The sequence below is a fragment of the Pseudobacillus sp. FSL P4-0506 genome (genome assembly GCF_038003025.1).
Lineage (GTDB): Bacteria > Bacillota > Bacilli > Bacillales > Domibacillaceae > Pseudobacillus.
This window is the reverse complement of the sequence record NZ_JBBOOI010000001.1, coordinates 661,239-687,207: the sequence shown is the minus strand read 5'-3', so window position 1 is coordinate 687,207 and position 25,969 is coordinate 661,239. Positions and strand designations below refer to the sequence as shown.

General features: G+C 43.2%; 19 protein-coding genes. 4 read left to right on the top strand and 15 right to left on the bottom strand.

Going from position 1 to position 25,969, the window contains the following annotated elements; all coding sequences use genetic code 11:
- The first annotated feature begins 142 nt into the window (after positions 1-142).
- Positions 143-1,375, top strand: coding sequence for a peptidase T (gene pepT / locus MKZ02_RS03435; RefSeq protein WP_340851872.1), 1,233 nt, complete (start codon positions 143-145; stop codon positions 1,373-1,375).
- Positions 1,376-1,537: 162 nt separating this feature from the next.
- Here pepT and MKZ02_RS03430 read toward each other — a convergent pair whose 3' ends face one another.
- The 5 genes from MKZ02_RS03430 to MKZ02_RS03410 form a co-directional block, all read right to left on the bottom strand.
- Positions 1,538-3,619, bottom strand: coding sequence for a catalase (locus MKZ02_RS03430; RefSeq protein ID WP_340851871.1), 2,082 nt, complete (start codon positions 3,617-3,619; stop codon positions 1,538-1,540).
- Positions 3,620-3,898: 279 nt separating this feature from the next.
- Positions 3,899-5,260, bottom strand: a complete 1,362-nt coding sequence (locus MKZ02_RS03425) for a glutamine synthetase family protein (protein WP_340851870.1) — start codon at positions 5,258-5,260, stop codon at positions 3,899-3,901.
- On the bottom strand, positions 5,260-6,447 hold the full coding sequence (locus MKZ02_RS03420; protein WP_340851869.1) for a M20 metallopeptidase family protein: 1,188 nt from the start codon (positions 6,445-6,447) through the stop codon (positions 5,260-5,262). Before MKZ02_RS03420 ends, MKZ02_RS03425 begins: the two co-directional genes overlap by 1 nt.
- On the bottom strand, positions 6,416-7,822 hold the full coding sequence (locus tag MKZ02_RS03415) for an APC family permease (protein WP_120035512.1): 1,407 nt from the start codon (positions 7,820-7,822) through the stop codon (positions 6,416-6,418). The genes MKZ02_RS03420 and MKZ02_RS03415 overlap by 32 nt, the downstream gene beginning before the upstream one ends.
- An 18-nt stretch (positions 7,823-7,840) precedes the next feature.
- Positions 7,841-8,998: an amidohydrolase family protein gene (locus MKZ02_RS03410; protein WP_340851867.1), complete on the bottom strand. Its 1,158-nt coding sequence runs from the start codon at positions 8,996-8,998 to the stop codon at positions 7,841-7,843.
- Between the two features lie 273 nt (positions 8,999-9,271).
- Between MKZ02_RS03410 and MKZ02_RS03405 the strand changes: the two genes are divergently transcribed.
- Both MKZ02_RS03405 and MKZ02_RS03400 read left to right on the top strand, forming a co-directional pair.
- Positions 9,272-11,035, top strand: a complete 1,764-nt coding sequence (locus MKZ02_RS03405) for a sigma 54-interacting transcriptional regulator (protein WP_340851866.1) — start codon at positions 9,272-9,274, stop codon at positions 11,033-11,035.
- A gap of 10 nt (positions 11,036-11,045) precedes the next feature.
- Complete coding sequence (locus MKZ02_RS03400) at positions 11,046-12,377, top strand: aspartate aminotransferase family protein (RefSeq protein WP_340851864.1); 1,332 nt, start codon at positions 11,046-11,048, stop codon at positions 12,375-12,377.
- A 143-nt stretch (positions 12,378-12,520) separates the two neighbouring features.
- Here the strand turns inward: MKZ02_RS03400 and MKZ02_RS03395 are convergent, their stop codons facing one another.
- The 4 genes from MKZ02_RS03395 to MKZ02_RS03380 all read right to left on the bottom strand — a co-directional run bounded on the left by MKZ02_RS03395 (position 12,521) and on the right by MKZ02_RS03380 (position 17,695).
- Positions 12,521-13,879: an IS1182 family transposase gene (locus MKZ02_RS03395; protein ID WP_340851863.1), complete on the bottom strand. Its 1,359-nt coding sequence runs from the start codon at positions 13,877-13,879 to the stop codon at positions 12,521-12,523.
- 318 nt (positions 13,880-14,197) lie between these two features.
- On the bottom strand, positions 14,198-15,007 hold the full coding sequence (gene phnX / locus MKZ02_RS03390) for a phosphonoacetaldehyde hydrolase (RefSeq protein ID WP_445324336.1): 810 nt from the start codon (positions 15,005-15,007) through the stop codon (positions 14,198-14,200).
- Positions 15,008-15,058: 51 nt separating this feature from the next.
- A complete protein-coding gene (locus MKZ02_RS03385; protein ID WP_340851861.1) occupies positions 15,059-16,396 on the bottom strand; it encodes an MFS transporter in 1,338 nt (445 codons plus the stop codon).
- A gap of 102 nt (positions 16,397-16,498) precedes the next feature.
- The gene (locus MKZ02_RS03380) at positions 16,499-17,695 is read right to left on the bottom strand and encodes an iron-containing alcohol dehydrogenase (RefSeq protein WP_340851860.1); all 1,197 of its coding nucleotides are present in this window, start codon (positions 17,693-17,695) and stop codon (positions 16,499-16,501) included.
- Positions 17,696-17,902: 207 nt separating this feature from the next.
- Here MKZ02_RS03380 and MKZ02_RS03375 point away from each other — a divergent pair, with 207 nt between their 5' ends.
- Positions 17,903-19,366: a sigma-54 interaction domain-containing protein gene (locus MKZ02_RS03375; protein WP_340851859.1), complete on the top strand. Its 1,464-nt coding sequence runs from the start codon at positions 17,903-17,905 to the stop codon at positions 19,364-19,366.
- 2 nt (positions 19,367-19,368) lie between these two features.
- Here the strand turns inward: MKZ02_RS03375 and MKZ02_RS03370 are convergent, their stop codons facing one another.
- The 6 genes from MKZ02_RS03370 to MKZ02_RS03345 all read right to left on the bottom strand — a co-directional run bounded on the left by MKZ02_RS03370 (position 19,369) and on the right by MKZ02_RS03345 (position 25,967).
- A complete protein-coding gene (locus tag MKZ02_RS03370) occupies positions 19,369-20,082 on the bottom strand; it encodes a sulfite exporter TauE/SafE family protein (RefSeq protein ID WP_340856311.1) in 714 nt (237 codons plus the stop codon).
- A 127-nt stretch (positions 20,083-20,209) separates the two neighbouring features.
- Complete coding sequence (locus MKZ02_RS03365) at positions 20,210-21,187, bottom strand: 5-oxoprolinase subunit C family protein (RefSeq protein WP_340851858.1); 978 nt, start codon at positions 21,185-21,187, stop codon at positions 20,210-20,212.
- Positions 21,188-22,072, bottom strand: a complete 885-nt coding sequence (locus MKZ02_RS03360) for a 5-oxoprolinase subunit B family protein (protein WP_340851857.1) — start codon at positions 22,070-22,072, stop codon at positions 21,188-21,190.
- 14 nt (positions 22,073-22,086) lie between these two features.
- Complete coding sequence (locus tag MKZ02_RS03355) at positions 22,087-24,138, bottom strand: sigma 54-interacting transcriptional regulator (protein ID WP_340851856.1); 2,052 nt, start codon at positions 24,136-24,138, stop codon at positions 22,087-22,089.
- Between the two features lie 59 nt (positions 24,139-24,197).
- Positions 24,198-24,824, bottom strand: a complete 627-nt coding sequence (locus tag MKZ02_RS03350) for a nucleotidyltransferase family protein (RefSeq protein WP_340851855.1) — start codon at positions 24,822-24,824, stop codon at positions 24,198-24,200.
- A 27-nt stretch (positions 24,825-24,851) separates the two neighbouring features.
- A complete protein-coding gene (locus tag MKZ02_RS03345; protein ID WP_120035531.1) occupies positions 24,852-25,967 on the bottom strand; it encodes an XdhC family protein in 1,116 nt (371 codons plus the stop codon).
- Positions 25,968-25,969 lie beyond the last annotated feature (2 nt).

Here is a 25,969-nt window from a genome sequence, read left to right as displayed (position 1 = left end):
TTGATGGCTTTTCTCTATCATACTTACCAACTGTTCGCTATTGGCGTCATTTAATCCTGTTATCGACGGTTTAATTTACTAATATTTAACTATTGCTTGTGTTAAAATCAACTACATACATATGAAAAGGAGCTGTTTTTGAATGAAAAGAGAAATCATTGACCGATTTACTTCCTATGCCAGAATCGATACACAATCAGATGAAAGCAGCGACACGACCCCTTCTACACCAGGACAATGGACATTATTGCGCATGCTTGAAGAGGAGCTGAAGCAAATCGGCATGCAAGAAGTGAATATGGATGAAAATGGCTATTTAATGGCTACGCTTCCATCCAATACAACGAAAGATGTTCCCGTCATCGGCTTTCTTGCTCACGTAGATACAGCGACAGATTTTACCGGCAAAAATGTACAGCCGCAAATCGTTGACAATTATGATGGTGCAGACATCCTATTAAACAAATCATTATCCGTTATTTTGTCACCGAGAGACTTTCCCGAACTGTCAAAGTATAAAGGCCACACACTCATCACCACTGACGGCACCACGCTGCTTGGCGCAGACAATAAAGCTGGTGTAACAGAAATTATGACAGCCATGCACTATTTAATTCAGCATCCGGAAATTAAACACGGAAAAATCCGTGTCGCTTTTACTCCAGATGAAGAGATCGGCAGAGGGCCTCACAAATTTGACGTGGCTGCTTTTCAGGCTAAATTTGCTTATACCGTCGATGGTGGACCGCTCGGTGAACTACAATATGAGAGTTTTAATGCAGCCGGAGCCCAGGTAACGTTTTATGGAAAAAATGTGCATCCTGGATCAGCTAAAGGAAAAATGATCAATTCCGCAAAGATTGCTATGGAACTGAATGAAAAGCTGCCTGCTGATGAAGCCCCTGAACACACAGAGGGTTACGAAGGTTTTTATCATCTCATTTCCCTTCACGGTGATGTGGAAAAAACCGAAATGCACTATATTATTCGTGATCATGACAAAGAAAAGTTCCAAGCACGCAAAGATGTATTCAGGCAAATTGTGAAAGACCTGCAAAACAAATATGGAGAAGAACAAATTGTCTTGGAATTAAATGACCAATATTACAATATGAAAGAAAAAATTGAGCCGGTAAAGGAAGTCGTAGATATCGCTTATGAGGCGATGACCAACTTGGGCATCGAGCCGATTGTTGAACCGATCCGTGGTGGAACCGATGGCTCTCAGCTCTCCTATATGGGTCTGCCAACGCCTAACATCTTTACAGGCGGTGAAAATTTCCACGGCCGTTTTGAATATGCTTCAGTTGACAACATGGAAAAAGCAGTGAAGACCATTATCGAAATCGCTAAACTATTTGAAGAAAAAGCGTAATCTCCGTCCGCGTCACCCAAAAAAGAGGCTGTGTCCAAAATGGCACGGCCTCTTAAAGTGTAAATGCAGTCTATTTTTGTCTAACTTACAGGCTAATATGTCCCCCAAAGTGCAAAACTCAATCAAAAGCGTCCCTTGTCACCAGCTGCTTTTTCATCTCCCTTATAGTTGGCGGGACCAATGGCGGTGTTCAGCTAAAGCTGTGATGAACGATTTGCTGAATGCCTCTAACTCTTTCGGATCATGTGCAATAACGACGCCGGGATCTGATCCGCTCTGCACTCCTGCTATAATCAAAAGCTCGCCACCTTCTGCCGCCGCGCCAACTGTTTTAAAATGCTTAAAGGCATCTTTAATGAATTCAGCCGCTTTTGGATTACCTTTTATTTGTTCAACGCTTGCTTTCCCTCCCGCTACATAAACAGCGTCAAATATAACCGGGTCGCTCGTCAAGAAAGAATGCTTCGCTTCCTGCTGCTGTCCGTCGGCGCTTGTAACCATGCCGACATGGTTGCTGACAATTTCCGGGTGAACTCCTGCTCCTTTTAATGCCTGCATCACAGGCTCAACTGTTAAGTTATCAAAGCCATCTGCCGCCAGGACAGCCACTTTGCGTGTTGCTGCACTCTTTTTCTTATTTTTTTCCTGACTTAAAGCGGGAGAAGAAAGCGTTACTTTCGAAGCCGTTCTTCCTGCTGGCACCTCTGCTCCGATGCCCGCGGCAACGGCTGCTGCCAATTCTTCATCGACATTGGCAAAGACATCGACAACCTGCTGTCTTACCTCTTTGCTCTGTACTTTGCCCACTTCAAAATGGAAGGCTTCAATAATATGCTCTTTTTCTATATCTGTCATGCTATTCCAAAACAGCTTGGCCTGCGAATAGTGATCTTTAAAACTGTCGCTGCGCTGGCGGACTTTTTTGCCTTCTATTTTTTCCTGATAATGCACATATCCACCTTCCTCTTCGGAAGCAGGGCGTGGATCATTTTCCTGCAGTGAGTTTTTATGATAGCTTACCTGCCCTTTATCAATGTTCATTTGGTGATAGCCCTCACGTTGATTATTGTGGACTGGTGCCACAGGACGGTTAATCGGAATTTGGTGGAAATTCGGTCCGCCTAAACGAATCAACTGCGTGTCTGTGTAGGAAAATAAGCGGCCTTGTAACAGCGGGTCGTTAGAAAAATCGATGCCCGGTACGACATGGCCCGGGTGAAAAGCGGCCTGCTCCGTCTCTGCAAAGACGTTGTCCTGATTGCGATTTAACGTCATTTTTCCAATAATTTTTACCGGTATCACTTCTTCCGGCCATAGTTTTGTCGGATCTAAAATATCGAAGTCAAAATTAAATTCCTCTTCTTCTTCGATCATTTGCACGCCTAACTCAAACTCTGGATAATCACCCATTTCAATGGCTTCCCATAAATCTCGGCGATGGAAATCCGGGTCACGGCCAGCCAGCTTTTGCGCTTCATCCCAAACAAATGAATGGACGCCGAGCACCGGCTTCCAGTGAAACTTCACGAAGCGTGCCTTCCCTTGTTCATTCACAAAGCGGAATGTATGAACACCAAAGCCTTCCATCATTCGATAGCTGCGCGGAATAGCTCGGTCGGACATGGCCCACATCACCATATGAGCTGATTCTGTATTATTAGCAACAAAGTCCCAAAATGTATCATGCGCTGTAGAAGCCTGTGGCATTTCATTATGCGGCTCCGGTTTAAAGGAATGAACTAGATCCGGAAACTTCATTGCATCTTGGATAAAGAAAACCGGAATGTTATTGCCAACGAGGTCATAGTTTCCTTCTTCTGTATAGAATTTTGTCGCAAACCCTCTTACATCGCGAACCGAATCGGCTGAGCCACGTGAACCTGCGACGGTAGAGAAGCGGACAAACACAGGGGTTTTCACAGAAGGGTCCTGGAGAAATTTTGCTTTCGTGTACTCTGTCATCGGCTCATACACTTGGAAATAACCATGTGCCCCAAAGCCGCGTGCATGAACGACCCTTTCCGGAATCCTTTCATGGTCAAAGTGGGTCATTTTCTCACGGAATTGAAAATCCTCCATTAACGTCGGTCCCCGGTTGCCCGCCTTTAGAGAATGCTCATCATCTGACACTCGTAACCCTTGATTAGTCGTCATTTTTTTTCCGTTATGATCTACACGGAATTGTTCCAATTGCTCGTTCTTTAAGTTGCCTTGTACGGTCTCTTTATGTTCATTTTTTTTCATTGACTATTCCCTCCTGATTTTTTTATAAAAATTCAAGATAAGCCGGTAAATGTATGTATCAGCACAGCTGTAATCGTTACCCAATTCTGGCTATACCCCAACAGCTGAATCCTTAAACAATGAATCTTTGAAAGAAAGGCTCTCTTAAAGAGGAATGTTGTTTTTTCAATAGTTGATTGCAGCGGAAAGCGGCCGGCTGCAGCGAAAATTAACCATCAAGTACCATAGTGTCTAAAGAAAAGAAAGCCTGCCTCCAACTGGAGACAGGCTTCTATGTTATTAGTACAGCACAGCATATTGACTTCTTTCCCATTCATCTATGCGGTAAAAATGTTTGTTCCACTCTTCTCTTTTCACCTTGATGAATTCCTGCCAAATTGGCCGGCCGATACTGTCCGCTAAAATGGTGTCTTTAGCTAATGAATCCATCGCTTCCTCAAGATTGCGGGGAACCCACTCAATCCCCATTGCTTCTAATTCATTATTGCTTAAGCTGCCTGCATCCACTTCAAGCGGCTCGCCTGGATCGATCCGTTTTCTAATGCCATGAAGACCGGCTGCGATTAAAGCAGCTGACAGCAAATACGGATTGCAGGTGCCGTCTGCTCCTCTGAACTCAAATCTTCTTTCCCGTCTTTTTTCCGGTACACGAATGAGAACAGAGCGATTACCTGAACCGTAACAAACGTGAGCAGGTGCCCAGGAGCCTGGAACCATCCGTTTATAGGAATTCATTGTCGGAGCTCCAATTGCAACAATGGAACGGCCGTGATGAAGAATCCCTCCAATAAAATGGTAGGCGTTTTCTGAGAGTTCAAGTCCCTTCTCATCATTAAGATCCTTAAATAAATTGGTTTCTTCATTATATAAACTCATATGAACATGCAAGCCGCTTCCAGCAAAATCATTAAACGGTTTCGGCGCGAGCGTGCCTACCATGCCCATATCTCTCGCTAAATGTTTAAATAATTGCTTAAATGTAATTTGGTCTTCGGTTGCTTTTAAGCAATGGTCGTATTTCAAATTGATCTCTAGCTGTCCGGGGCCGTATTCACTGGAAATTTGTTCCGTTTCCACGCCCATTTTCCCGATAGTTTCCGTAAACTTCTGAACAAAATCCTCCTGGATATCCACTCCGTCTGATGAGAAGCAAGTGCTGTTATCGGCCGGGACAAGCTTGCCGTCCTCTTCTTTTAATAAGTACGCTTCCTGTTCATAAGCCATGAACAATTTCCCGCCAAGGAGAGCTTCCGCTTCATGAAGCAGACGCTTTAATGCGCTCCGCGGGCACCCTTCCCAAGGGTTGCCGTTTTCATCTACTAAATCACAGAACATTCTTGCCGTCTGTTTTCTGTGCGGCAAAACAGCAAATGTTTCCGGGTCCGGTATGGCAAAAAAGTCGCCGCCTTGTGTGCCATATGTTGGGTCAGGCACATAAGTGTCAAACATCGTAAAATCCATAATGGCTGTACTAAAGTTGACCCCTTTTTCCATAGCACCTTGTAAAGAATCTTTCCGGATGGTTCTTCCTCTTGTCACGCCCGTATAGTCTAAAAATTCAATGCGGATAAATTCAATTTGCTGCTCTTCTACTATTTGCAGCACCCGTTCTTTAGTTAATCTTTGTTGAGTAGCGACCATTATTTTTCTCTCCCATCCAGTAAAAGTGATAAAGCATAGTTGACGTATAATTCGACTCCTGTTTTTAAAATAGAATCATCGAATTGGAATTTCGAATGGTGCAAGTCATAAACAGGTTCGTTCTCTTTATGAATACCAAGCCGGAAATAAATGCTCGGAACTTTGACAGAAAAGTAACCAAAATCGTCAGCACCCATGGAAGGCTCCTTTAAAGAAATAACCTTTTCTTCTCCAAGAAGGCCGGAAGCCACTTCTTCAAACTGCCTTGTCATCGCTTCATTATTGACAATCGGTGGGTGCCCAAGCGCATAGTCGACTTCTACTCGTGCTTCCCATTGCAGCTCGGCTGCCCGGCAAACCTTTAAAACTTCCTGGTAAATTTCTCCCCTCAGACTATTATTCATAGCCCTCGCTGTTCCTTCGAGTACGACTGTTGAAGCTACCACATTGCTCGCCTCACCGCCATGGATCTTGCCGATATGGATAACAACCGGCTCAACCGGATTAAAGCGTTTAACTGTCATGCTTTGAAGAGACTGGATAATCGACACAGCAATGGTAATCGCATCTATTGCCTGATGCGGACGGGCGCTGTGTCCCCCTTTTCCCGTAATCGTAATTTTGAAATCATCGCACGAAGCTGTCATGCCGCCGTACTTAATTCCAACTGTGCCAAAAGGAAGGTGAGGCCACAAATGCAGGCCGACCATCGCTTCTATTTCCGGGTTGCTTAACGCCCCTTGCTCAATTAAGGCTTTCGCTGCTCCATCAGCCTCTTCTCCAGGCTGAAAGATGCATCGGACTGTACCCGGAAGCTGATCTTTTATTTTATTCAACTCATAAACAGCCCCTAGCAAGATGGCAGTATGGCCATCGTGCCCGCAAGCGTGCATGACTTGATCATGTTTAGAGCTATACGACAAATCCGTTTGCTCATGAATAGGCAGGGCATCAATATCCGCCCTTAAACCGACGGCACGTCCGCTTTCTTTTCCGCTAATGTCGACAAGTACACCTGTCTCACCAATTGATTGGTATGGAATCTCCCACTCTTGCAGAATAGATTTAATATAATCAGCAGTCTGAAATTCTTGAAACGACAGCTCCGGATACTGGTGTAAATGTCGTCGTATCTGAATAACGCCCTCTACTTGTTCATTTTCCACTTTCACGAATGGATTGCTCATGCTGACCTCCTCCACTGCTTACCTGTGATGTTTGAAACACTTTCTTATTGAATATTCTGAACAAAATATATAATGCTGCTAGCCAAATAAATCCTCTCACAAGCGTCATCATCGAGCCGACAAATGTTCCATAAAGAACGATGGCAATTCCAATGAAGCCTAGGATTGGAAAGAGCGGATACAACGGCTGCTTCCACGGCAGCTTTTCAATTTCTTCTTTATGGTTTTTCCGGTACAGGATACCCGAAATCAAAGCAAGCGTCCAGGACACGAGCCAAGCTAGAACCATTTGGTTTGTCAGTTCTACATAGATGAAATCAGGATTAAATTGACCGATTAATACGAGAACAACAGTGATCGCCCAAATAGTGATGATCGCATAAACAGGTGTATGTTTTTTCGGGTGAAGATATCCTAAAAAGCCTGGTAAAAGCCCTTCTCGCGCCTGCTGGTAGAAAATTCGAGAAGCGGCATAAAGCGTTCCCATTAAAATACAGGTAGCAGCGGCGATCCAGGCAGCTATATTCATGATAAATGCCCCGGCAATACCAAACACCTTTCCAGCCGCCACAGTAAACGGCGAGCTGTCCATCGTTACCTCATTAGACGGAATAATTCCTTGCAAAACAAAATGGGCAAGGGTATATAAAACCAAGAATGTGACACTTGACCAAATCAGCCCTCTTGGCAAATCTCTTTGCGGATTTATACACTCTGCACCGGCTGTGGCTAATGTAACCGCTCCTAGGTAAGCATAGGTGCCAAGCGGAACCGCTCCCCAGAATCCTTCCACTCCATGCGGAAACATCGGCGTGTAGTTTGCAAAATCAATATCTTTTAAACCAATCAAAGCAAACAGCACCATTACGCCCGTTAAAATTAGTACGAGATATAATTGGAACCGAGCAGTCGTAGCAGCTCCCAGCACATTAATAAATGCGAACAACGTCAGGAAAAAGACGGTGAAGGCAGCAGGCCACCAGCTTGCTTCGAGCTGCGGGAAAAACCACATGGTAATTTTCCCTAAGGCTAGCCCTACACTTCCTCCTGCAATGATCCAGCCAATAGCAAACGTAATTCCCGCCAAAAAGCCCCAGGATTTCCCCATAAACCTTTCTACCCAAAAGGACATAGCTCCGGCATTCGGCATGCCGACCGCCATTTCTGTTAATGCAATAACAAGAAAAAATTGTGAAATGCCAGCAATTAAATAGGCTAGGATTGAACTTGGACCTGCCATGGCGATCCCCTGCCCCATCAGCAGGAAGATCCCATCACCAATTACTGCACCAACACCGAGAGCCCATATATGCCAAAACGTTAAAGTACGTTCCGGCTGTAAATCAAGGACCGGCTGCTTTTTCAACTCTCCCATTTCCATTCCCCCTGGAAATTAAATTTTGACTTTGTAAATATTTTCAAAGTTTTTGTATAAAATCATTTCTCCAATATAACGAGCTTGGTCAGCATCCATGTAGTCTTTTTCCACCCAGTCACTTAACACTCTTTCGAAACAATCTTTAAATAATTTCACACCGAGCCAGTTCATCTCCGGTACTGTAAAAGCGTCCGACCCATACATCACTTTATCGAACGGAGCGAGCTCTAGCACTTGAGAAATTATTCGTTCGACACCATGTCCTGTAAACGGGTTTTGCAAAGAAATGTCCATATATACATTCGGCAGAATACTAACGATAAAAGCGGCTTCCTCCATCCAAGGATAGCCTCCGTGGACTAAATGGATCTTTGTTTCCTTGTATTCCGGCTTCCTGAATGTATCGAGCAAAAAGCTAGGACTAGCCTTTGATAACACAACCTCTCCATCACCAATGCCCGTATGAATATGCATAAATTTATCTGCCCTTGTACATTCCTCCATGGCGATATGGAAACAGTAATCGCGCATCGCTTTGGCTGGGGCTTTTTCATTTAATAAAAACTCTTCATAAGCAGAGGCTGCGGCTTTTCCATCTTTATTGCTGATCTCCAGCCCGCTTCGGTAAGCTATAATTGTTTTTAAGCCGACTACTCCATCCCTTTTGAGCGCTTTTTCCAAGTTATCACGGTACTTTTCGATAAATCCTTCGAACGAAAGCTTTTGTTTTCCAAGCTCCACCATCACCGGTTCAATTCGATGGATTTCCCAAATCTGCGCTCCGCTCATTTGTTGAAAATCATCGCGGTTAATCGGCGGCTGTGGATAGCCAAAATCCATGATTAATCCTTCTAAATTCGCATCTGCAAACAATTCTTTCGTGTAATCAGGAAAGTTTTTTGCTTTCTTATTCCGCGCCTCCACAATCGAAGGCAAATCCGGCTCACAATTTAAATACTTAGCCATATGGCGGAATAGAATTTGAATCCACATGTTTGTACCGGGATAGGGCTGAAACTTTTCCACATCCTCTATGTTTGTGAACATCTCAGGAATAACTGATAAGGATAGCTTTCTAAGAAAATCAACTGGATTCTCTGGTTCCCGTTGTTCTCGAAATGGATGGGCATGAACGTCTACTACTTTTATACCGTCAAGCGTCACTTTTTGCATTTTGTCTCCTCCTAAAAAATTCTCTCCTTTTCTAAAAAGCAAGATCCATGCCAACTACCTAAAGGCAGTAAAAGCTAGAGAACTACTTAAAAAAACGCAAAATTATTTGCAAAGAAAAAATTTTTACGAAAAATGTTTTTACAAAATTTTTAATTTATTTAATAGTTTGTTTTTTTATTAGGATTTTGTATAGTAGTACTAGTCCAACCGTTCAACTGCTCCTATAAATATGATGGAGCGAAAAAAATTTTTCTATAGGTGAGGTGATGCGTTATGAATAAAACACCTTCAGCTATTCAACTTACCGACTTTTGGTCTAGTGCATTTGAAGGTATCATTTTGACAGATGAAACCGGTCGTATTTTGTCGCTAAATCGTATTGCCCGTGGTTTCTTCGCCGAAACAGCAACCGATGACTTGATCGGCTCTTCTGTCACCGACTTTATTTTTTCTAGTGATCTCGAAAAGTGCTTTATCAATAAACAAAACATGCGTAACGTTTCCTTGTCCATTGGCACCAATCAATTGCTTGCCAATGTGCGTTTTATGGACGATGATTCTACCCTGCTCGTCATGAAAAATGTAACTCAACTTCATCAATTAACCTTTCAATTAAACCAGCTGAAAAAACAGTTCCGGCTTTTTGATACGATATTAGACCACATTGATGAAGGAATTTGTGTCATTGATAATGAAAAGAAAGTTGTATTCTATAACCGTAAGCTTGGAGAGTTAGAAACGCTCGAGCCAAACTCTGTAAGGGGACAATATTATCTTGATGTATTTAAGGAAGCAGATGAGCATTCAGATCCTTTATTAAACTCACTTTTAACCGAAAGAATGCTGACAAATAGAGAGACCTTTTTTTCTAATCAGGGAAAGGAATACTCCGTTGTCATTAAAAGCAAACCAATTCATCTTGGCAAAGAAAAGATTGGCGCACTGGCTATTGTTAGAGACTTATCGGAAATTAAAAAGTTAACTTCTACTATTCAAAATTTACAGGTGACAGAAAAGAAGCCTTCTGTTCCCCAAAAGAAGAAACAGAACAATACACGCTTTACATTCAAGGATATTATTTTCGGCAGCAGCCACATGCGCCAGACAATCAATAAAGCGATTCGTGCTTCCAGATCCTCTTCAAACATTCTCGTTTATGGAGAAACAGGCACTGGCAAAGAACTGATCGTTCAAAGCATCCATAATGAAAGCCCGCGAAAGAATGCGCCCTTCTTCGCGCACAATTGTGCAGCTATTCCCGAAAATTTGCTTGAGAGCATCCTATTTGGGACAGTTTCTGGTACATTTACCGGTGCAGTAGATAGACCGGGCTTATTCGAACAAGCAAACGGTGGCACGATATTGCTGGATGAAATTAACTCAATGGGAATCAGCCTGCAAGCCAAACTGCTCAGGGCCATTCAAGAGAAAAAAATTATGCGGCTTGGTTCAACGAAAGAAAAAAGTGTGGATGTACGGGTGATCGCTACAATGAACGAAACACCGGAAGAAGCGATTAAAAATAAGCACTTACGCGAGGATTTATTTTACCGTTTAGGTGTAGTTACTATCCATGTGCCTCCTCTGAGGAAGAGAAAGGAAGATATCTCCTTGCTTACTGAATATTTTATCCGTAAACATGCCCGGCTTCTTGATATTGAGGTTGAAGGACTGACAGAGGAAGCAAAAGACGTGCTGCTCGGCTTTCATTATCCCGGCAATGTCCGGCAGCTAGAACATATTATTGAAGGCGCCTTAAATTTAATGATCGATGAAAGCATTGTCACAACTGAATATTTACCTGCGGCTATTAAATTTGACACCCCCGAAGAGACACCCTTTTCAGCTGCAGAAGAAATGGAACCTACTTTTTCAGACACCCTTCCAGCTCAGGTTGAAAAATTAGAGAGAAAGCTAATTATAAAGGCTTTGCAGGAAACAGATTATCACATCACAAATGCAGCCGAAAAACTTGGGATTTCCCGCCAAAATTTAAATTATAAAATAAAAAAACTATCAATACCAATTCATAAATAGGGGGATATGTATGGAGAAGCAATCTGTACTTGCTAAAGACCAGCAATTTATTTCCGATGCGCTAAAGTTAAGATTTCATCCGATGACTGTTTCAAAGGGAAAAGGCTGTTATTTATTCGATGAGAATGGCCGCTCATTCCTTGATTTAACGGCAGGATGGGCCGTAGCGAACATCGGCTATGGACAAGAATCTATCGCTGAAAAACTGAAGGAGCAGTATGCCAAGCTTTCTTTTACTACTCAACTAAGCGCTCCGAGCCAAACGATGGTGGATCTGGCTGAAAAATTAACTCAAATCGTTCCGGGAGATTTCTCCAAAAAAGTTTGGTTCGGACATTCAGGCTCGGATGCCAATGACTTAATCAGCAAGCTTGTCCCCGCTGCTAGCGGAAGGCCGAAGATGATTGCTTTTATGGGGGCTTACCACGGGCAGACCATGGGGGCATTGTCCTTATCCGGACATTCCGCCCAAGCAAAATTTGAAGGAAGAGGAAATGTTGTTAAGCTTCCTTATCCAAATCCTTACCGGCCTTTTAGCGGCATTAACGAGCAGTTAACGGAGCAGACGCTCCATTTTATGAATGAAGTATTTGCTACAATTTGTCCGCCCGAAGAAACAGCCGGTATTATTATTGAAGCTATCCAAAGTGATGGAGGCGTTGTGCTGCCGCCCGCTGATTTTCTTTCTGCTTTAAGAAAAATTTGTGACCAACACGGCATTTACCTCATTATTGACGAAGTAAAGGTTGGCATGGGGCGGACAGGGAAATGGTTTGCCTTTGAACACTCTCCTGTCATTCCTGATGCGGTCGTTCTTGGCAAATCACTCGGCGGCGGCCTGCCTATTAGTGCAGTAGTCGGACGCGAGGAGATACTAGACTCGGTGACAGCGGGCCACATGTTCACCACAAGTGGCAATCCGCTTTGTACAGCGGCTGCGCTTGAAACCATTCGTCTCATTGAAGAGCAAGGTTTAATAACGCAGGCGCAGACAAATGGGGACGTTTTCATGGAAGGATTGCTTTCCCTCCAGAAAAAATATTCATTTATAGGGGAAGTTCGCGGGAAAGGCCTGGCACTTGGAGTAGAGATCGTGACAGACCGGTCGAAAAAAACTCCTGCTCCCGAAATAACAGCAGCCATTTGTTACCGGGCGTATGAATTAGGTATGCTCATTTATTATGTAGGCATCTACGGAAATGTGTTGGAAATTACTCCACCATTGACGATCAGCCGGGAAGAGATTGCCAAGGCGCTTCATATTCTTGATCAAGCCTTCCACGATGTAGAATCTGGCAACGTCAACTGGGATAAAGTAAGACAGTTTGCAGGATGGGCTTAAAATAAAAGACTGGAACCTTACCAGGTTCCAGTCTCAGTTTGTCGACAAAAGGGGTTCGGAATAGTCTTATTCCGAACCCCTTTTGATTTTTCGGTAGTTTTAAAGCCATTCGAGAGAAAGATAGACCTCTCCGAGGTCATCATTTAAGCCATTTCTGGTTCTCGCCAAGTCCAGCTGGCCATTTTCTTGAGATTCATGGCAGCGAAAGTAAGCATCGCTTGCATCGACAATTTTTTAAGTCCCCTTAACGTTGTCCAACGCATGCCATGCTTTTCTTTTGCATCTGCGAATACACGCTCAATCGTTTCTTTTCGCTCCGCATAAATCGCTTTAACTTCTTCGTGGTGGCGAAGATGGTCGGCCTCTTCCATATATTTCTGCCAAATATGGCGTGTCACCACTTTTTGATGATTTCTGCTTTTCGTGCATTTAGCTAAAAAAGGGCAGGAGGTACAAACCTGTTTGGGTGATCTGTATTCACGATAGCCTTCCTTATTCGTCGTTGAGTAATTCAATACTTCCCCTGCCGGACAAAGGTAACAGTCAAAATGTTCATCGTACACATAGTCATGCTTTCTGAAGAAGCCCTCTTTTGTGCGCGGCCGTGTATAAGGCAAAGCAGGTGTCATGCCGTTTTCCATTAAATAACTGGCAATGGCAGGTGTTTTGTAAGCTCCGTCTGCACCAACAGCTTTAGGTTTTCCTACCTTTTCTATCACTTTCTCCATTAACGGCTCTAAGATTTGGCTGTCATGTGTGTTGCCTGGTGTGACCATTGTGCCAATTACGAATCCCTTACGGTCTGCGGCCGCGTGAAAGGAATAGGCAAATTGTTTGGTTCGTTCGTCTTTAACGTAGTAGCCACTGTCCGGATCGGTTGTACTTTCCTTGATTTCTTTTGTTTCTTCTTTATCGAACTTATCTGGCGGGAACGGCTTTTTTCCATGATCCTCTCGGTCCTGATTAATCTCTTCTTGGAGGCGTTCCTGATACGCGCGTGTTTCTTTGCGAACCATTTTCTTTTCAAATTTACGCTTATTCGCGCTAGCTTTTACATGAGTGGAATCCACAAAAACGTGCTCCGCACTAATGAGCTTTTTCTCGGCAGCTATTTTTAAGATACGATAGAAGATCTGTTCAAACAGGTCGGTATCTTTAAAGCGACGCTCGTAGTTCTTACCGAAGGTAGAGAAATGCGGCACTTTATCATGGAATCCATAACCGAGAAACCAGCGGTAGGCCATATTCGTTTCCACTTCCTCGATCGTCTTGCGCATGGATCGAATGCCAAAGGCATATTGGATAAATGTTAGTTTAATTAAAATAATTGGATCAATGCTTGGGCGGCCCACTTCCGCATACAATCCTTCCACCAAGTCATAAATAAAAGAGAAATCCATCGCTGCCTCCATTTTACGGACCAGGTGATTCTCTGGTACAAGCTGGTCTAGAGCGATCATTTCTATTTGATTCCGTTGGATTGGATTGTTTTTCGAAAGCATCTTTCTCACCTCAAGTGTTTGATCTATTTATTTTAAAACAGGTATGGTTGTACGGCTACTCTAACTTTGTAACCCCTGTTGATTGAAATGAATGGCGCAAAGACTCCTGCGGGATCAGCGGGACAGGTGAGACCCCGCAGGCGCTTTCGCGGCGAGGAGGCTCACCGCCCGCCCCGCGGAAAGCGAAGCGCCTGGAATGGAAATCAACAGCCCCCATTCACAAGCAAAATAAAAAGGACTGTAGACAAACTCTAGAATTTCATTGAGTTTGTCTACAGTCTGAGACTGGAACCTTACCAGGTTCCAGTCTTTTATTTATTAAAAGCTTGTTAATGTAGGTGTTTCTTCGTTAGCCATCCGCATATTAATTTGCGAGAGCACCCCGTCCAATTTCCCAATACTCTCAATAACGTAATGGGCCCCCGCTTTTTCAAACTTTTCAGCCACCGCCTCCATTTTCTCAGCCAGCAATGCGGGCTCCATCGCCTTCACCTCTTCTTTTCTGAGGCCCAGTTCACTGCTTCCTTTAATGACTCCTACACTCCAGGCCCCGGCATTGAGCCCCTCCTGAATATCGCTCACCGTGTCCCCCACCTTTACCATACGATTCATTGGATAAATCCCTAAATTGATCGCATTGTGGTAGCACATCCAGGGGAACGGGCGGCCGGCGGGCACCTGGCTCGATGTAACGAGCGAATCGGGGACATAGCCTTGCTTTTTCGCTTCTCGTTTGACAATGGCCATCATCTCTGAGGTATAACCGGTCGTTGAACCAACTTTGATTCCTTCTTCCCGTAACCGTCCAACTAATTCAACTGCTCCAGGGACGGGACTGCAATAATCCCGAAGGCTAGCAAACAGTATAGGCTCAAAGTCGGCATACAACTCATCAATATCATTTTCATCCGGGTTTCTTCCATAGCGGTCCTTCCATAGGTGGGCAATCCGATCCATCCGGCACATTGCTTGAATATGCTCCCTCTTTTGAAGTCCCATTGGTTCCCTCGCTTCTTCATCCAGTACATCTATCCCTCTTTTTTTAAACACTTCTTTAAACACATCTAATGGAGCAAAGCAGCCATAATCAACCATGGTTCCAGCCCAATCAAAAATCACGCCTTCAATCCGTGGAGAGAACCTGTTCAATCTATTAACCTCCTTTATGTTAAGAAGTCTTCAGCTTCCTGTCGTTTCTATATTGCTGTTTTTGCCATTGCTTCCCCTTTGCATCAAATCAGGCTGCCGGATATTGATCCATTTGACTGAAATTGCGCTAATAACTCCGGCGAAAACTACATAAAGGGCAAGCAGCAATGGGCTTCCATCATTGTATTCAAGCAATGCAGTGGCGATAATTGGTGTTAGACCGCTCGCGAATATTCCAGAAAACTGATAAACAAAAGACATGCCGGTGTATCTTACTTTAGCATCGAATAATTCTGCGAATAAAGCGGCTTCCGGCCCATAAACGGAAGCATAGAGAATACCAAACGGAATGATGATAGACAGCCAGATAACGGTCGTGCTTCCCCCGCTCTGTGACATGAACCAGAAGGCTGGCAATGCGGAAAGGCCGGTGATCAGGCTGCCGATCCAGTATGTTCGAGTTCTGCCAACAAGGTCGGAAATATGACCAAAAATCGGAATAAAAAAACACATAACAAAGGCAGCAAGCGATACGCCTAGCAAAGCATCTGTCCTGGAGATTTGCAAGGTGCCGGTCAGATAGGTAATAGAAAACACACCCATCACATTAAAAAACACCCCATCAATGTATCTTGCTCCCATGCCGGCAAGCACATTGCCGGTATTGTTATGCCACATCTCTTTAATAGGCATTTTCGATTCTTTCTTTGTCTCTTTCACCTCTGTAAATTCCGGTGATTCTGATACGTTTAATCGAATCCACATACCTAAGAAAATTAAAACGGCACTCAGCCCGAAAGCAAGCCGCCATCCCCAGGCCATAAATTGCCCCTCTGATAAAGTAAAGGAGAGAAACCCGACAACACCGGAAGCAAGCAGTAACCCTATTGATAAGCCAATCTGCGGAAAGCTGGCATAAAATCCTTTTCTGGCGTCTGGGGCATGCTCATATGCCATCAAAACAGCCCCTCCCCACTCCCCTCCTAAGCCGATCCCTTGCATGACTCTTAAAAAGAGTAGACAGATAGGTGCCCATACGCCTATTTGATCATAGGTGGGAATAAAAGCGATAAGCACTGTACTCCCGCCCATAATAGACAGCGTAAGAACGAGCATACTTTTTCTGCCTATTTTATCTCCAAAGTGCCCAAAGATGACACCGCCAACTGGACGGGCAATAAAACCAACGGCAAAGGTCACATAGGCTAACAAAGTAGAGACAAACGGATCATCCGCTGGAAAGTATAAGTGGTTAAAAACGATGCCTGCGACGACTCCATAGAGGAAAAAGTCATACCACTCAATTGTTGAACCTATCAAACTGGCACCAACCACACGCTTCAACATCTTTCCTTCTGCCTTGTTCATTTTTTTCCCTCCCCATTTCTAGAATCAAACAATGCTACAGCCATCATTTACATGCTTTCTATTTTTACGAAAGCGTTTGCAAAAACATACATAAATAATCTATTAATTATTTAAGAGCGTCTGCTGGCTTGTTTCTTTTATTTTTTCTGCTAACTTTTCATAAATTCCTGCTATGTCCTGATCTGCCGGAACTTTTCGATTCGTATCAATCCCATTTCCTGAAAGAGCATCAATAACCAGAGACGGAATGGCTTGCATCAACTGTTCAGGCTGAAGGTATTTGCTGGCATCCTTCCAAATCCCAAAGCGCTCATTGTAATCCTCAACGATATGAATAGATGCCTGCGCTAGCTTTTCTGTACTTAATGAAGGATCTGCTCCGAGAGCTACCGCAACCTTTGCGTAACGCTCTGGGCAAGACTCCAAACCGAACTCGAGAACAAAAGGAAGAAGCAAAGCTACACTTAAACCATGCGGGATATGGAACTGAGCGCCAAGCGGTCTTCCGGCCGCGTGCGCCAGATTAGTAGAAGCATTAGAAAAAGCAAGACCCGCATAGCAGCTAGCCAAAATCATGTCCTTACGCGAGTCGCTATCTCTTCCATCTTCATACGCCTTTGGCAAAGCCAGACCGATTTGTCGAATGGCCTCTAGAGCGAACAAATCGGTCATCTGTGAAGCACGGTTAGATACATAGGCTTCAACCGCATGGGTTAACGCATCCAGGCCAGTATAAGCAGTAAAACTGGGCGGCAGGCTCACCGTAAGTTCGGGATCCAACACAGCTGCATCCGGGATAAGGTCTGGATGGCTCGGGTTCATTTTCACATTCGTTACGGGATCTGTGATAACCATAATCTTTGTTGCTTCCGATCCGGTACCTGCTGTAGTTGGCACGGCAATTAAAGGCAACCTCTTTAGCTGCTGCTGGCAGGAAATCTCACTCCATTTGATTTCGTTGTTTTTGCTGAATACGGCTACAGCTTTTGCCAGATCAATCGCGCTGCCTCCCCCGACAGCAACGACACAATCTGCTTGAAAAGATTGCAGCTGCTGAACAGCCTCTTTTACATTTTTGGTTGTAGGCTCACCTGCATAATTGCTGAAAAATGAGCAGGCAAAACCTCTCTTTAAAAAGATAGCTGTTACTTTTTCGTGCAACTTTACAGACGGACTTGCCAGAAAAGAATCTATGATAACAAAGACCCGGCTCCCCCCTTTTGCTGCCACTAACTCATCTAAACGCTCTATTGCTCCGCTCTCAATAACAATATGTCTTGACAAATCAAGTGTTGGCATATAAATCTCTCCTTTTAAAATAAGTTAACAAGCCCATTTATCTGTGCTTCCTTACAGAAAGAGGTGCTTACTATTAACCAATACAAGAATCGTGCCAGTATCACAATATTGACAACAATCAGAATATTTGTTAAATATTCTGATAAAGCGGTGTTATTTTAACACCAGGTTGGTGATAAAACGACTACACAAAAAGGAGGTATGGGAATGGATGTTATAGCAGACGAGCTCATTCAAAAAATAAATCAATTAGAAAAGACAAATGAGCAAATGAGGACGATTATTAATTTTTCTTCTGACGGCCTCTATGTAGTGGATCATCAAGGCGTTACTTTAGAAGTGAATAAAGCGTATGAGGAAATGACAGGAATCTCCCGAGATGAAGTCGTCGGTAAGCACATTAAAGATTTAGTCTTTGGAGAATACTTTGACCGCTCTGCTGCTTACATGGCACTACAAACCAAACAAACTACGACAATCATGCAAAAAATTAAAAAGCGAAAGTATTTTGTTGTGACAGCGACCCCTGTATTTGACAATGAACATAGCGAGAAGAGAAAAGTGAAGATGGTCGTTACAAGTGTCCGCGACCTGACCTATTTAAACCACTTGCAAAATCAACTAAGGGAAGCGGAACAGAAGAGTACAGAACAGCCTATCCATTCCTCCATAAACAATGAAGATTCCCTCATCATCTTCAAGAGCACACAAATGAAGAACTTAGTTGAGCAAGCAAAAAGAATTGCTGCTTTCCCTACGCCTGTGCTGATTACAGGACCGTCAGGAACAGGCAAAGAAGTATTGGCCAACTTCATCCATCAACACAGTTCCCAAAAAGACCAGCCTTTTGTAAAAGTAAACTGTGCAGCTATTCCTCCAGAACTGTTTGAGTCCGAATTGTTTGGCTTCAGCGGAGGCTCATTTACAGGCGCGAAAAAAGAAGGAAAACCCGGTCTCTTTGAGCAAGCTAATAAGGGTACAATTTTATTGGACGAAATTGGTGAACTTCCCTTACCGATGCAAGTAAAACTGCTGCGTGTCTTGCAAGATCAATCTATCACCCGCATTGGAGAAGTGAAGCCAAAACGCCTTTCCTTCCGGCTCATCTGTGCTACAAACCAGGATTTAAAAGAGCTGGTCTATAATAAGCAATTTCGTGAAGATTTATGGTACCGTATTAATGTTGTTCATCTGCCGATGCAGCCATTGTCAAAGCGGACAGCGGACATCCCGCCGCTCATTGACCATTATTTAAAAAAATTTTGCAGCAAATATTATTTAGATAAACATATGACTCCAGATACCTTATCAATTCTAACCCATTATCCCTGGCCGGGAAATATACGGGAGTTAAAAAATGTTATTGAATTTCTTGTTGTTTCTACACCTTTATCTTCTATTACTCCTCGTGATTTGCCGGAACATATGAAAGATCACGGAGGATATAGTACCGCTGCTTTCGAAAGTGCATCAGGAAACCCTCAGTCCATTTCTACCGATCAACCAAATCTGAAAGAAGCACTCGCTTTATTTGAATCACAAAAAATAACAGACGCTCTCCATTCTTCAAAAAGTATACGTTCTGCTGCCAGATCTCTCGGTATCGACCATGCGAATTTAATTCGCAGAATGAAAAGGCTCGGAATTACCTATCCGTCGAAAGACAATTGACCCTATTGCCAGCTTTCTAAGAGTAAATAAACACCGGTAAAAATTAAAAGGGCATATAAGAATGCTTGAAAGATCCGCTGGTTAATTTTTATAAATAGCCTGTTTCCTATAAACAAACCAACTAGAACAAGGGGCAGAGCAGCAGCGCTTGACAACCAAATCGCTTTTGACGTGCCAACAAATAAAATTTGAATGAGCAAGCTTGCTGAGTAAATGAATAAATAAAAAGCAAGGGTGGTCGCTCGCAGCCGTTCTTTACCAGTGTCAATACCGGAAAAATACAACAATACGGGCGGTCCTGGCATGCCAATGCTGGTTGTAAGTATGCCTGAAAAGCCGCCTGCAGCCAAATCTCTTATTCTTGTTTGACGGATACGAAATTTTAATATTAATAAAACAGTGAAACTTAAAATAAGCAAACTGACACCTATCTTCAATTTATCTATATCCGCTAACAAAAAGATCACTATTCCTATCGGGAGACCAACAGCACTGCCAATGATAAATCTTTTCACCAATCCGCTATCTGTATCTTTTTTTATTTTTTGGATCAATACACAAGAAATAACGAGGGAGAGAATCAAATTAATTTGAATGGCTTCTCTCGGTTCAAATAAAATGAGCAAAAAAGGGGTCGCCATAATAGAAAAGCCAAATCCTGTACTCGTTTGCAAAATGGAAGCAACGAAAACGATAACAGCAAAAGAAAAAATCATTTCCAATCCACTCCTCCCTTACCGGAATAGTGTTCACTTTACCATAATTGGCCGTTGCACAACACATAAAAACCATGAATAGAGGCTAAACTCCTGCTATTCATGGTCTCTGTGCCTGACAAGCTATTTACCTTTTCATCATTGCTTCTATTTTATCGATCTTTTCTCGCCGCTCTTTGCGCGCCTCCATCGCCTGATCGATCGTCACAGCGATAAAGCGGCAGAATGAGTGCGGCCTTGACTGGGCAATCAGATCCAAGTCTTGGCTGATAACAGTACCAATCGTGACAAAGCCGCCACCTGTGGCGGTATCATTATGTAATACAATAAGCTCTTCCTCATTAGGAAACATAATGGAGCCAATTGGATAGGCAAAATCCACTACGTTGGAAAAGCTATTGCCCGCACCGAACGGCGGGTTTTGCTGGGTTAAAGATACTTTTGCTCCCGTATAACGATAAGCTACACGGTTCGATTCAGGCGAGACCTTCCATTCGGAATTTAAGAACTCCTTTAGTCCTTGATCGCTCAATAAATAGCCAGACAACCCCAGCGTTACTCTTAATTCCTGAAAAGAATCAAACGACGGAGTGAATTCCAGAGGAACTGATTTGCCAACTTGCTTAAGCGCTCCCGGCAACGGTTCATTAATCATCACTTCATCACCGGCTGCCAGTTTTCTCCCTTGAAACCCTCCTATCTTACTGGTTTCATAGGTAGATTTACTGCCAAACACTTCATCCACCTGAATGCCGCCTGATACACAGAGATAGCTTTTTACCCCTTTGACACATTCCTTAATAGTGAGAGTGTCCCCTTCCTTTACTTGGATCGTCTCCCAAAACGGAACGAGCTGCTGATTCAAATAAGCCTTCATCGGCGCCCCGGTTAAAGCAACAATCGTGTTTTTGCGAAATTCCATTTCCCCGCCGATCAACGTCATTTCCAATGCGGCAAACTTAATTGGATTGCCGACGAGAAGATTTCCAATGATAAATGAGTATTTATCAGCCGCTCCTGAAGGCGGAACACCTAGATGATAATTCCCTACCCGCCCCATGTCTTGTACAGTGGTCCATAAACCCGGGCTTTTAATTTTAATCATTTAAAAATCCCCCATTAATTCATAAATATACGTTTTCCCCTTTGCCATATATTCCATTGGAGAAAGATCAATATCTTTCATCTTGTATCGATAACGGCCGCTCTTTACTTCCTCTTCAATCGCAGTGTATTCAGATTCATTGACCGGTCTATATTTCCAAACATCCCCCGGTCTTGCTAAAAAAGAAGTATCCTTTAAATCTATTAGTCGGTTAGATAGGTCGACTACCGGAACAGCAGACATACCGATTAATTGGTAGCTGCCCGTCCCTTTCACAGGATAAATAACATTGAAGGCCCCGCCGATGGCTACACTTCTTTCTGGGGTATCCGTCCTCGGACTCTTATATTTGGGGGCCTGAATAATTTCATCCGGCTTGACCCCTAATGGGAAATGCCAGGCAGTCCCAGGCAGAAAACCGACCATTGTAATCAAATAAGGATCACTTGAATGCCTTTCAATAAAAGCTTCTTTTTCGGTAAAACCATTTAATTTCATAACATAATCAAAGTTTGAGAGATTCGGCTCCTGATGGCGGTTTCTAAAGCGGCGGGAATATTCTTTTGTGATGGGATCGTCATACCAGATCGGAATTTCCACCATCCGGACAGATAAATCAAGTGTAGTCGGATCACTTTTAGAGAAATCAATTTCTTTTAAATAATCAACGAGGTCTCTTGCAGAGATAACATCTGGATCATACCGTACTAAATAAGAGGCGTTGGATGAAACAATATCAATAATTCCAGGAATATTTCTTTTCCTCAATTCTTCCGTTACAGCAAGTGCTTTAAAATTACTTTCCACTCTCATATCGCGGGAAATTTCTGCATAAATGTATTCGTCTCCACAAAAGTGAAAACTTGTCTCGGGCAGGTTAAACAATCGGCTCCACCTCTTTATTCTTTCAACTTTTTCATCCGCCTGCTGATCGTAGCCGGGCTTACCCCGAGTACTTCCGATAATTTAGCAGCTGTCCGGTATTTCTGCATACCCCGGATAATTAATTGATTCTCTAGCTTCTCTACAGCTTCTTTCAATGGCATGATTTCAAAAACGAATGGCGGCTTTTCTCTCTTCTGCCCATCGCCGTAAAGTGATTTAATGACATTCTCTCGCTGAATCCATTCATCCTCACTTAACACAATTAATCTTTCAATAATATTTTGAAGCTCTCGGACATTTCCCGGCCAGTCGTATGTTTCCAGCACCTCAATTGCTTCGGGTGTAAAGCTCTTCTTAATTTCATACATTCGTTTGAATTGTTCCAGAAAAAAGATAGCAAGCGGAAAAATATCTTCCTTCCTTGCCCTTAATGGCGGAATTTCAAAAGGAATGACATTTAACCGGTAATATAAATCCTCTCTAAACTCGCCTGCTTCGACCATTTTCTGCAAGCTTTTATTAGTAGCGGCAATGACTCTTACGTCGACTGCTACCGTGCGGGTGCCCCCGACTCTCGTAATCTCTCTCTCTTGTAAAACCCGCAGCAGTTTTACCTGCATTGTTAATGGCAATTCACCAATTTCATCCAGAAAAATAGTGCCGTTATGGGCGATCTCAAAGAGACCAGCCTTTCCATTTCTATCCGCCCCGGTAAAGGCGCCTTTCTCGTATCCAAACAATTCACTTTCAATTAGCTGTTCTGGAATTGCCCCACAATTCACACGGATAAACGGTTGCTCCTTCCTGGTACTTGCTGAGTGGATCTTGTGAGCAAATACTTCCTTTCCGACACCAGATTCACCTTCAAGTAAAACAGTGGAATTCATCTGTGCCACCCGCTGCATTTCAGATAATAAGTTTTCAATTTTTTGGGATCGGTACACGAGTTTTTTTCCTTGCACGTTAATAGAGGCAAGCTTATCAGTTATATCTGCACCGACTGCTTTCTCAGAAAAGGAACGTTCGTCCCGGTTGTAAGAGATATCTCTTGACAGGATGACTACCTTTTCCAGCTTCCCCTCATGGTATACTGGAGTAGCCACAGACCATATCCTTCTCCCTCCAGTTGCCTCCTGAAGTGCCGTTACCTTTTTCTTTTGATTAATGCATAACTTGAACACATCCGGCTGAAAAATATTTTTCGCTGTAAACTCACTGATATACTTGCCGATAATTCTTTCCGGCTTGTCTACTTTCCAGAAATTGCTTAAAAAGAGACCAGCTACACGGATGATCTTTCCGTTCTCATCGATCACGAGAATTTGCTCTTGTGAAGAAGAATAGACCGCCTGGAGATCAGAGTATAAATTGCGGACAAAGTCCAGCTCCTGCACAGCCTCCTCAAATACTTCGCGCAAAAAAAACATATGTACAAGACCAGTTATTTTTCCATTAATCCTGAGCGGGTAGAAATTCCCGCTCATTTGTTTAAAATTAATTGAGCTATTTAAGCTGACAAGTGTTTCTCCGTTCATCACCCGATCGAGGTCTTTATCGACTGTTAGCAGTGTTTTATAATTTCGAAACAGTAAAAATGAGCTAGGCATTCCTAAGATCTTTTCTGCTGTTTCATTAATAAATTCGATCTCATAATGAATATTTGTTCTAATAATGCCCACTCCCGAGCCATGCAGCAGCTGATTTAATTGTATTAGCTCCAGCTCGTTAATTTTGCTTTTTGCCTCTCCGACGGCAATATAGCCAACTATTTCTCTGTTTAGATCCTCACCGATAATCATCGAAATATTATGGGAAAACTGAACAGGAGAAAGCTGAGGTACTTTCAATATATCGCTCTTATAGGAAATAGGAACGTGCAACTGCCCTGAATGTGCGACTTGTTCCATTACGTGCTGCATCGTACAGTAACCGACAAGCGTTCCTTCTCTTTTTACAAAAGCTGTGTCGGCCTTATTTTCTGTGAGCCGTTGAATAACAGTTTCTAATGTGCTTTCCGTATCGACCACTACACCAATTGGCTTGAGAATATCTTTCCAAATAATCAACGTACCCCTCCTGTCACAACAAAAAAGCACCTTTTATCCCTTATAGTATACTATCTATTTTAAATTTTCAGTTTATTATTTTGCTTTTTCGCTTCTTGATAGGCTTCTGGAGTATCGATATCTATGATAATCCCTTCATCTTCTACTGGCACTCGCTCTTTATAAGAGAAGCTCTCAAGCATTGATTTTGCCCCCTGGTCACCAGTCATTCTTGAAAACAACTCTTCATGAATCCTTCCCAAAAATACTGGATGCCCGGGAATACTTTGGTATACCGGGCGAACCATAAATGGCTCTGTATGTTCGTCGAGCATTTTTAAACCACTTTCATAAATAGCATGTATGGTCTGTTCTGATATAAATGGGAGATCGCCAAGGAAAATCATCACATTCACTTGTGACAGGGCAAGTTGTTGAAGCCCGGTCTTTAACGAGGTGCTTTGGCCTAATTGGTAATCCTTATTGACGACCCATTCGAACCTTTTGTCTTCAATATGAATCGTTTTTTGAACAGCGGCAGCTTCATGACCAATTACTGCCAAGACTTTAGTGAATTTTCCCTTTAGCACTCGGTCAATGACATGCTGTAAAATAGAGCGTTCTCCAAGCGGAAGCAACTGCTTTGCTTCGCCCATCCTTGAAGACATTCCAGCAGCTAAAATTACTGCGTATACATTTTCAGTCATGTTTCTCCCGCCTTTTTCTAGCAATCATTAAGATTTTGCGAACTGGTGGATGTATTCAGAATTTTGGAGGAACCCTCCTGTATGTCCGTTTTTAATGGCGACAATTTCCCCTAAAATACTAATTGCAATTTCTTCAGGAGTGGCGGCGCCAATGTCGAGACCGATCGGGCTGTACATCCTCTGAAGCTGGCTATTCTCAAACGAGCTACCTTCCTTTTCAATTGCCTCTAGCATGCGAATTCGCCGGGAACGAGGTCCAAGTACGCCTATATATGGAGATGCTGAGGGCAAGACAAATTTTAGCGTTTCTTGGTCTCTTTCAAGATGATGGTTCATTACTACAATATATGTTCGGCTATCAATATGAACCGTTTCTGCGAATCTCGTCGTGTCTGCAACAATTCGCCTTGTGCCAGGAAACCTTTCCTCGCTGTTATAAAAGGAACGCTGATCAATCACAATTGTATCAAATCCTAGTGAAACTCCGTATCGAGCCACAGGTATCGCATCATGCCCCGCTCCAAAAATCATCAGCTTTAATGGCGGGATATACACATCAACAAACACGTGGTCTTCCCTTTGATCTGCACTTTCAATTATAAGAGTTTCCGATTTCGGATTTGATTCACTTAACTTTCGGAGCGCTATATTACTTGCTTGCCAATCTAATCTCGAATCACCCAGTGTTCCAACCGGCTGACCCTCCTTCGGGATAAATAGGCGATGCACCTTTTCATTCTTGCCGCCTGGCAAAATCGTGGCCAGTATTCCTTCCTGCTCTTTTCTTATACAATCAAGCCAGGCACTAAGAACAGGCTGCTGACCAGATACTAGTTCAATGTGTATTTCTACCGTGCCCGGACAGCCGAGACCAAGACCCCAAACAACATCCTCATCCATGGCATATGTTTTTAATATGGGCCTACCTGTTTCTATTACCTTCTTTGCTGTTTCTGCAACATCTGCTTCCAAACATCCTCCCGAGATCATTCCTGTTATATTTTCCTGTTCATCAACCAGCATTTTCGCCCCTTCTCGACGATAAGCAGAGCCAAACACACGAACAACAGTAGCTAGCGCCGCTTTTCGTCCAGCTTTTCGAGCTTCATGAACCGCTTCCATCACTAATCTATTTTCCGACATCG

Bases quoted from the DNA above. Each gene is read 5' to 3' on its own strand.
- pepT (WP_340851872.1), top strand. From the start codon at position 143: ATGAAAAGAGAAATCATTGACCGATTTACTTCCTATGCCAGAATCGAT.
- MKZ02_RS03430 (WP_340851871.1), bottom strand. From the start codon at position 3,619: ATGAAAAAAAATGAACATAAAGAGACCGTACAAGGCAACTTAAAGAAC.
- MKZ02_RS03425 (WP_340851870.1), bottom strand. From the start codon at position 5,260: ATGGTCGCTACTCAACAAAGATTAACTAAAGAACGGGTGCTGCAAATA.
- MKZ02_RS03420 (WP_340851869.1), bottom strand. From the start codon at position 6,447: ATGAGCAATCCATTCGTGAAAGTGGAAAATGAACAAGTAGAGGGCGTT.
- MKZ02_RS03415 (WP_120035512.1), bottom strand. From the start codon at position 7,822: ATGGGAGAGTTGAAAAAGCAGCCGGTCCTTGATTTACAGCCGGAACGT.
- MKZ02_RS03410 (WP_340851867.1), bottom strand. From the start codon at position 8,998: ATGCAAAAAGTGACGCTTGACGGTATAAAAGTAGTAGACGTTCATGCC.
- MKZ02_RS03405 (WP_340851866.1), top strand. From the start codon at position 9,272: ATGAATAAAACACCTTCAGCTATTCAACTTACCGACTTTTGGTCTAGT.
- MKZ02_RS03400 (WP_340851864.1), top strand. From the start codon at position 11,046: ATGGAGAAGCAATCTGTACTTGCTAAAGACCAGCAATTTATTTCCGAT.
- MKZ02_RS03395 (WP_340851863.1), bottom strand. From the start codon at position 13,879: ATGCTTTCGAAAAACAATCCAATCCAACGGAATCAAATAGAAATGATC.
- MKZ02_RS03385 (WP_340851861.1), bottom strand. From the start codon at position 16,396: ATGAACAAGGCAGAAGGAAAGATGTTGAAGCGTGTGGTTGGTGCCAGT.
- MKZ02_RS03380 (WP_340851860.1), bottom strand. From the start codon at position 17,695: ATGCCAACACTTGATTTGTCAAGACATATTGTTATTGAGAGCGGAGCA.
- MKZ02_RS03375 (WP_340851859.1), top strand. From the start codon at position 17,903: ATGGATGTTATAGCAGACGAGCTCATTCAAAAAATAAATCAATTAGAA.
- MKZ02_RS03370 (WP_340856311.1), bottom strand. From the start codon at position 20,082: ATGATTTTTTCTTTTGCTGTTATCGTTTTCGTTGCTTCCATTTTGCAA.
- MKZ02_RS03365 (WP_340851858.1), bottom strand. From the start codon at position 21,187: ATGATTAAAATTAAAAGCCCGGGTTTATGGACCACTGTACAAGACATG.
- MKZ02_RS03350 (WP_340851855.1), bottom strand. From the start codon at position 24,824: ATGACTGAAAATGTATACGCAGTAATTTTAGCTGCTGGAATGTCTTCA.
- MKZ02_RS03345 (WP_120035531.1), bottom strand. From the start codon at position 25,967: ATGTCGGAAAATAGATTAGTGATGGAAGCGGTTCATGAAGCTCGAAAA.